The organism is Nocardioides luteus (assembly GCF_014648595.1).
Taxonomy (GTDB): Bacteria; Actinomycetota; Actinomycetes; order Propionibacteriales; family Nocardioidaceae; genus Nocardioides; species Nocardioides luteus.
In genome coordinates this window covers 19,591-27,104 of the sequence record NZ_BMRK01000014.1, presented here as the reverse complement: position 1 = coordinate 27,104, position 7,514 = coordinate 19,591, and the positions used below count along the sequence as shown (strand labels likewise).

General features: G+C 68.8%; 7 protein-coding genes. 4 read left to right on the top strand and 3 right to left on the bottom strand.

The features are described from left to right. Positions 1 to 67: 67 nt before the first annotated feature. Positions 68 to 1,246 carry a class I SAM-dependent methyltransferase gene (locus IEY81_RS16850; RefSeq protein ID WP_189119651.1) on the bottom strand — a complete coding sequence of 393 codons (1,179 nt, stop codon included), beginning with the start codon at positions 1,244 to 1,246 and terminating at the stop codon, positions 68 to 70. A gap of 81 nt (positions 1,247 to 1,327) precedes the next feature. Here IEY81_RS16850 and IEY81_RS16845 point away from each other — a divergent pair, with 81 nt between their 5' ends. The 3 genes from IEY81_RS16845 to groL all read left to right on the top strand — a co-directional run bounded on the left by IEY81_RS16845 (position 1,328) and on the right by groL (position 4,348). Continuing rightward, a complete protein-coding gene (locus IEY81_RS16845; RefSeq protein ID WP_189119650.1) occupies positions 1,328 to 2,146 on the top strand; it encodes a hypothetical protein in 819 nt (272 codons plus the stop codon). 200 nt (positions 2,147 to 2,346) lie between these two features. Next, positions 2,347 to 2,640, top strand: a complete 294-nt coding sequence (groES, locus tag IEY81_RS16840; RefSeq protein WP_189119649.1) for a co-chaperone GroES — start codon at positions 2,347 to 2,349, stop codon at positions 2,638 to 2,640. A gap of 88 nt (positions 2,641 to 2,728) precedes the next feature. Beyond that, positions 2,729 to 4,348, top strand: a complete 1,620-nt coding sequence (groL, locus tag IEY81_RS16835) for a chaperonin GroEL (RefSeq protein WP_189119648.1) — start codon at positions 2,729 to 2,731, stop codon at positions 4,346 to 4,348. A gap of 83 nt (positions 4,349 to 4,431) precedes the next feature. Here groL and IEY81_RS16830 read toward each other — a convergent pair whose 3' ends face one another. Further along, entirely contained in the window at positions 4,432 to 5,181 is a 750-nt protein-coding gene (locus IEY81_RS16830; RefSeq protein WP_189119647.1) for a GH25 family lysozyme, read from the bottom strand. A 19-nt stretch (positions 5,182 to 5,200) separates the two neighbouring features. Further along, positions 5,201 to 5,863, bottom strand: a complete 663-nt coding sequence (locus IEY81_RS16825; protein ID WP_189119646.1) for a DUF305 domain-containing protein — start codon at positions 5,861 to 5,863, stop codon at positions 5,201 to 5,203. Between the two features lie 131 nt (positions 5,864 to 5,994). Between IEY81_RS16825 and IEY81_RS16820 the strand changes: the two genes are divergently transcribed. After that, positions 5,995 to 7,509 carry an LVIVD repeat-containing protein gene (locus IEY81_RS16820; RefSeq protein ID WP_189119645.1) on the top strand — a complete coding sequence of 505 codons (1,515 nt, stop codon included), beginning with the start codon at positions 5,995 to 5,997 and terminating at the stop codon, positions 7,507 to 7,509. Positions 7,510 to 7,514 lie beyond the last annotated feature (5 nt).

Sequence of the window (7,514 nt, the reverse complement as noted above, 5' to 3'; positions counted from 1 at the left end):
TCTCGACAGGCTCGACCTGCGGGTTCGGGGGTCTCGACAGGCTCGACCTCCGGACGCCGGTGAACCCTCAGAACGGCCTGACCAACAAGCAGGTCCCCTCACCAGCGACCCGCGTGAGCACGATCGTCCCCTCCTCGTCCCCGGAGAGCGCGAGCCGCTTGCGCAGCTGCTCGGGCACGATCTGCACCCCGCGCTTCTTGATTGTCAGCTTCCCGATCCCACGCTCGCGCAGCGCCGCCTTGAGCTGCTTCTCCCGATAAGGGAGCTCCTCGACCACCTGATATCCCCGAGCGAACGGGGTCTCGAAGGAGGCCGTCGAGGTGACGTACGCGATGTGCTCGTCGATCAGGTGACCCTGTACGCCCGCAGCGACGGCGGTGACCAGACCGGCGCGGATGACGGCGCCGTCGGGCTCGTAGAGGAACTCCTCGACGGAGTCGACCTCGCCGCCCGGGTCGTCCTCGGATGTCAGCGTCGCCAGGCCGCGCTCGCCGATGACGGTGGCGCGGCGGCGGGTGCTGGCCAGCGACCCCGACCACAGCGCCGCCTCCTTGACCTCGCCACGGTCGCTGACCCACTCGGCCTCGACCTGGTCGGGTACGAGGTCGTGGGGGATGCCGGGCGCGACCTTCACACAGGCGTCGCGGGCGAAGAGCGTCTCGACCCACGACCACGGTGGGGTCCACCCCTCGGCGGAGAAGACCCGGCCCTTGGCCCCGCGGCGGGCCGGGTCGGCGTACGCGATGTCGAAGGGTGAGTGGTCGACGGCCGTCGCGTCGGCGACGGTGACGGCACCCGCCAGCCCGAGGGCGTCGAGGTTGGCCTGGGCGACCGCGACCCGCTCCGGGTCGTTGTCGACGCCGGCAGCGGTGAGGCCGGCGCGCGAGGAGGCGATCAGGTCGCCGCCGATCCCGCAGCCGAGGTCGATGACGCTGGTGGCGTCGAAGGCGCGCAGCCGGGCCGCACGGTGGTGGGCGACGGCGAGCCGGGTGGCCTGCTCGAGGCCGTCGGGGGTGAAGTACATCTTCGGTGCCAGGTCGCCGAACTTGGCGCCGGCCTTCCGGCGCAGGTCGACCTGGGTCATCGCCGCGGCGACGTGCGCGGCGGTCTCGTCCTTGCGCAGGGCGGTCTGTACCGCCAGGGACGCGTCCTTGCCGGGATCGGCCGCGGCCGTCATCTCGGTCGCTCGCGCCAGCAGCCGCTGCCCCTCATCGGTGAGCAGCCAGGCGAAGGCGTCGAGATCCATGTCCCGATCCTCTCAGGGAGGTTTCCCGTCCGAGCAAAACTGCATTACCCCGCTGGGTGTTTCTGATCTAGGATCCGCCGGGTGCGCAGATCCTCCCGCGTGGCCTCACCGGCCCTCTGGGCGACCGCAGCCGTCATGACGCTGCTGTCGCTGCTGCTCGCCGCACCTGCCTCGGCCGACACGGTGACGCCGACGCGCCACTGCGGCTACGGCGACCGCTACGTCGACCTGGACGGCGAGCGCTCGGCGGTGGCGAGGGCGCCGGAGGGCTATCTGGTCGCGGCCTTCTGCGTCGACAGCGACGGCCGCCGCGGTGGCGGCTCCGAGCTCCACATCCTGTCCACGCCCCAGCAGACGACGCAGGTCCGGCACAGCGAAGGCCGTCGCCTGGAGGGCTACTCGGTGGCGTACGTCGAGAGGCCGGCACCCGCCGATCCCGACCCGAAGCCGGACGACGACGCGGACGATGACGACGCGGACGACGGTGACGACGAGTCGAACGAGGGCCGCCGCGGCGGCGGGCAGGGGAACACCTCGCCCGGCGCCGGGAAGAGCGACAAGGGGAAGCCGAAGAACGGGACGAACGGAACCGGGACCGCCTCGCCGGAGGCCGGCGAGACCGCGGGACAACAGGAGGCGGAGCGTACGCCTGCAACCCCCGAGTCCAAGCCGGAGCCGAGCCGCTCGGCAACCCCCGAGCCCTCCGAACAGTCCGACGCGACCTCGCAGATGTCTGCCCTGAGCGACGGCGAGGAGCTGCGGACCACGCCGCTCGAGGAGGAGGAGTCGGCGATCGACGACGACCTCCTCCGCACCGTCCTGGTCGCGGGCGGCATCGTGGTCGTCGGCCTCATCGCCGGAGGCATCGCACTGCTCGTCAGGCTGCCTGGCCAGCGATAGCCGGGGGTTTGCTGGCACTCATTGCAGTCGAGTGCTAACGTCTGCATTGGCACTCTCCCCTTGAGTGTGCCAGCGCTTGCGAGCCGGGTGCGACCCCCGCGACGGCGTATACGGCACATCGCAAGCACAGACGTTAGAAAGCACCCGCCAGCTCACCATTGAGTCGGGCTCAGTCAACACAGATTGGGGAGGTCGGCACAGTGTCGATCAACATCAAGCCTCTCGAGGACCGCATCGTCGTCAAGGCCGTCGAGGCCGAGCAGACCACCGCCTCCGGCCTGGTCATCCCGGACACGGCCAAGGAGAAGCCCCAGGAGGGCGAGGTCCTGGCCCTCGGCCCGGGTCGCATCGACGACAAGGGCAACCGCGTCCCCCTCGACGTCGCCGTCGGCGACAAGGTCATCTACAGCAAGTACGGCGGCACCGAGGTGAAGTACGCCGGCGAGGAGTACCTCATCCTCTCGGCCCGCGACATTCTTGCCGTCATCGCCTGACGCTCTCGCCAGTAGCACCAAGCTCGTGCAACGCGGCCGGGTCGGCTGAGCCCGGCCCGGCCGCTGCGTACGTACAAGGAGAATTTCAATGCCGAAGATCCTGGAGTTCGACGAGAACGCCCGCCGCGCCCTCGAGCGTGGCGTCGACGCCCTCGCCAACGCCGTCAAGGTGACGCTGGGCCCCAAGGGCCGCTACGTCGTCCTCGACAAGAAGTGGGGCGCCCCGACCATCACCAACGACGGTGTGACCGTCGCGCGTGAGGTCGAGCTGGACGACCCGTTCGAGAACCTTGGTGCTCAGCTCACCAAGGAGGTCGCCACCAAGACCAACGACATCGCTGGTGACGGTACGACCACCGCGACCGTCCTCGCCCAGGCGATGGTCCACGAGGGTCTGCGCGCGGTTGCCGCCGGTGCGAACCCGATGAGCCTCAAGCGCGGCATGGACGCCGCCGCGACCGCGGTCGGCGACGCGCTGCGCACCGCTGCTCGTGAGGTCGTCGACGAGTCCGACATGGCCTCGGTCGCCACCATCTCCTCCCGCGACGCGAAGATCGGCGAGATCCTCGCCGAGGCCTTCGCGAAGGTGGGCAAGGACGGTGTCATCACCGTCGAGGAGTCCAACACCACGGGCACCGAGCTCGAGTTCACCGAGGGCATGCAGTTCGACAAGGGCTACATCTCTCAGTACTTCGTGACCGACCAGGAGCGGATGGAGGCCGTCATCGACGACCCGCTGATCCTGATCGTCCAGGGCAAGATCAGCTCCGTCCAGGAGCTGCTGCCGCTGCTGGAGAAGGTCATCGCCGCCGGCAAGCCGCTGTTCATCATCGCCGAGGACGTCGAGGGCGAGGCCCTCTCGACGCTGGTCGTGAACAAGATCAAGGGCACCTTCAACGCGACCGCCGTCAAGGCGCCCGCGTTCGGTGACCGCCGCAAGGCCATGCTGCAGGACATCGCGGTCCTCACCGGCGCGCAGGTCGTCGCCGAGGAGGTCGGCCTCAAGCTCGACCAGGTCGGTCTCGAGGTGCTCGGCACCGCTCGCCGCGTCACCGTGTCCAAGGACAACACGACCATCGTCGAGGGTGGCGGCGACGCTGCCACCGTCGAGGCCCGCGTCTCCGAGATCAAGGCCGAGATCGAGCGCACCGACTCCGACTGGGACCGCGAGAAGCTCCAGGAGCGCCTCGCCAAGCTGGCCGGTGGCGTCTGCGTGATCAAGGTCGGCGCTCACACCGAGGTGGAGCTCAAGGAGAAGAAGCACCGCATCGAGGACGCTGTCTCCGCGACCCGCGCCGCCATCGAGGAGGGCATCGTCCCCGGCGGTGGCTCCGCGCTGATCCACGCCGTCTCCTCCCTGGAGAAGGACCTCGGCCTCGAGGGCGACGAGGCGGTCGGTGTCCGCATCGTCCGCAAGGCCGCCGACGAGCCGCTGCGCTGGATCGCCGAGAACGGTGGCGAGAACGGCTACGTCATCACCACCAAGGTCCGCGACCTCGGTGTCGGCCAGGGCTACAACGCCGCGACCGGTGAGTACGGCGACCTGATCGCTCAGGGCGTCATCGACCCGGTCAAGGTCACCCGCTCCGCGCTGACGAACGCCACCTCGATCGCGAGCATGCTGCTCACGACCGAGACCCTGGTCGTCGACAAGCCGGAAGAGGAAGAGGCACCCGCGGCCGGTCACGGCCACGGTCACGGCCACTGACACAGAGCCGAGTCGGCGCATCTTGCCCCGTGCTTCGCGAAGCGAAGCGAGCGAAAGGGGCGGGATGCGCCGACTCGGCGATTTCAGCGAATGATCAGCTCGTCGAGAGAGACGTCGTCCGAAAGAACATTCATGTCGACGTACGCCTCGTCGTCGCTGCCCACGCCGTCGAGCCGGTCCCGGCTGGAGTACTGCCAGATGGTCCAGTCGCGCCCGTCGGGGACCACGGGCGGTCGGACGACGGAGCGGAACCAGATCGGGTTGTCGGGGTAGCTGTCGGCCAGGTAGGCGCGGTAGGCCGAGCGCGTGGCGTAGATGACCGGGGCGATGCCGTAGTGGTCCTCGAGCCCAGCCAGCAGCGGGTCGAGGATGGCGCGGACCTCCGCGGCGGGCGGCAGGTTCCCCTTGAAGCGGCCGTAGGCCTCGAGGTCGACGACCGGCGCCAGGGTGCCGGCGACGCGGGGCACCGTCGCGATCATGTTGTGGGCCTGATCGGCGCCTGGGCTCTCGAAGCTCATGAAGTGGTAGGCCCCGGTGTGGATCCCGGCCCGCCGGGCCTCGGTCCAGTTGGCCTCGAAGCGCGAGTCGGCGTGGGCGGAGCCCTCGGTGGCCTTGATCCAGGCGAAGTCGACGTCCTGCTCGGCGACCCGGGTCCAGTCGATGGCGCCGTTGTGGTGGGAGACGTCGATGCCGCGGACGTCGTACTTCGCCGCGAACAGCCGGTTCGGCACCACCACGCCGGTGTAGACGAGCGCGGTGACAAGGAGGGCGAGGCAGACGACGACGGCGGAGCCGATCAGGACGCGTCGGCGACGGGCGGGGGCGAGAGGCACCGCCGCAACGTACCGGCTCTCAGAGCTTCGCGAGCATCTTCTCCATGATCTCGATCTCGACCGACTGAGTGGTCTCGACGTCGAGCGCCATCTCGATCGCGCGCGCGTCGCTGCCGGTGGCGGCCATCGGCTCGGCCATCTTCAGGGCACCGCGGTGGTGCTGGATCATCCCGGTCAGGAAGAGCCGGTCGAACTCCTTGCCGCGGGCCTCGCCGAGGTCGCGCATCTGCGCCGGGGTGAGCATGCCGGCCATGGTGTGCTCGGGATCGGAGGCGCGAGGAACGCGCTGCCCGCGGGCGTCGAGCCACGCGCTCATCGCGACGATCTCGGGGCCCTGGGCCGACTCGATGCGCTCGGCGAGGGAGACGATCTCGGGGTCGACGGCATGCTTCTGGGCGAGCCGGGTCATCTCCAGCGCCTGCGCGTGGTGGGGGATCATCATCGTCATGAACTCGGCGTCGGTCTCGTTCCACGGGTCGGTGACCGCCGACGGTGAGACCGTCTGAGCGCTCTCACCGGGTGCTCCGCCCTGCACCACCGGAGCCGACCGGGCGGCCGGGGACGGGTCGGCCGAGTGGGACCCGTGAGCGTGCGGGGAGTCGCTTCCGCACCCGCCGAGCGCCAGCGCCGTCGCCGCCAGCACGACGCCCGAGGTGATGACAGCCGATCGCCCACCAGCCATGGGGCTCCTTCCGAGATGCCGCAGGGTGAACCATTTATTCATATTCGCCGCCCTCGATGTACGAGTTTTACTAAAGTTGAGAGGTCACGCCCCTGCCACCCCACGGCGGCCGACTCGGAAGGCTTGCGAACATGAGGCTGAGACGATCCACCCACTACCTGGCCCCCATCGCGGCGGTCATGGTTGTCGCCGGAGGGCTGGCCGTTGCCGCCCCGTCCTCCGCAGACGAGTCCCACGACCACGGCTCCCAGAGCGTCTCCGCTCCCGAGCCCCAGACGAGCTGCTCCGCCGAGGAGAAGCGAGCGATCACCAAGCTCGGTGACAACTTCGCCTCCGCCTGCGTCGCCGGAAACGACCTGGCCGAGCTCGGCGCCAACAACCCGGACGTACCCGCGGGCGAGTCCGCCGGGTCGCCCAACATGCACCTGATCGCCAACGTCCCCAAGTCGGGCGCCTTCGAGCCCACCGACGCGCTCAACAGCGACCTCGCGTTCCAGGGGCGCTACGCCTTCGCCGGCAACTACAGCGGCTTCAACGTCTTCGACATCAAGAACCCGCGGAAGCCACGCCTGGTCAAGCAGTACGTCTGCCCGGGCTCGCAGAACGACATCTCCGTCTACGGCGACCTGCTGGTCCTCTCCGTCGACTCCAGCCGCAGCAACGACACCTGCGACAACGAGCCGCAGTCGGCCGAGATCAAGGAGTCCTGGGAGGGGTTGCGGGTCTTCGACATCAGCAACCCGCGAGACCCGGAGTACGTCGCCGCGGTCGAGACCAAGTGCGGGTCCCACACCCACTCGCTGGCGCCGAGCAAGGACCGCAAGAGCGTCTACGCGTACGTCTCCTCCTACGGTCCGCGCGACACCTACCCCGACTGTCAGCCCCCGCACGACAAGATCAGCATCGTGAAGATCCCGACGAAGGCGCCGGAGCAGGCGGCCGTGGTCAACGAGCCGGTGCTCTTCCCCGACGGTGGCTACACCAACACCGCCGGCTGCCACGACATCACCACCTACCCGGCCAAGGACATCGCGGCCGGCGCGTGCATGGGTGACGGCATCCTGATGGACATCTCCGACCGCGAGAACCCGGTCGTGACCGAGCGGGTCACCGACACCGAGAACTTCGCGTTCTGGCACTCGGCCACCTTCAACAACACCGGCACCAAGGTCGTCTTCACCGACGAGCTCGGTGGCGGCGGTGCGCCGACCTGCAACCCGGAGACCGGCCTGGAGAAGGGCGCCAACGGCATCTACGACATCGAGGACGGCCAGCTCGTCTTCAAGTCCTACTACAAGATGCCGCGCACCCAGTCGAACACCGAGAACTGTGTCGCCCACAACGGCTCGCTGATCCCGGTCAAGGGCAAGGACATCATGGTCCAGGCCTGGTATCAGGGCGGGATCTCGGTCTACGACTTCACCGACTCCGCCAACCCGAAGGAGATCGCCTGGTTCGACCGTGGTCCGTTCGAGGACACCTCGACGATCGCCGGGCCCTGGTCGACCTACTACTACAACGGCTACATCTACTCCAACGAGATCCAGCGCGGCTTCGACGTCTTCGACCTGCGCGACCCCCGCGTCGCCTCGGCGAAGCGGGTGAAGTTCGACGAGCTGAACGTCCAGGCTCAGCCTTCCTACTGAGCCCT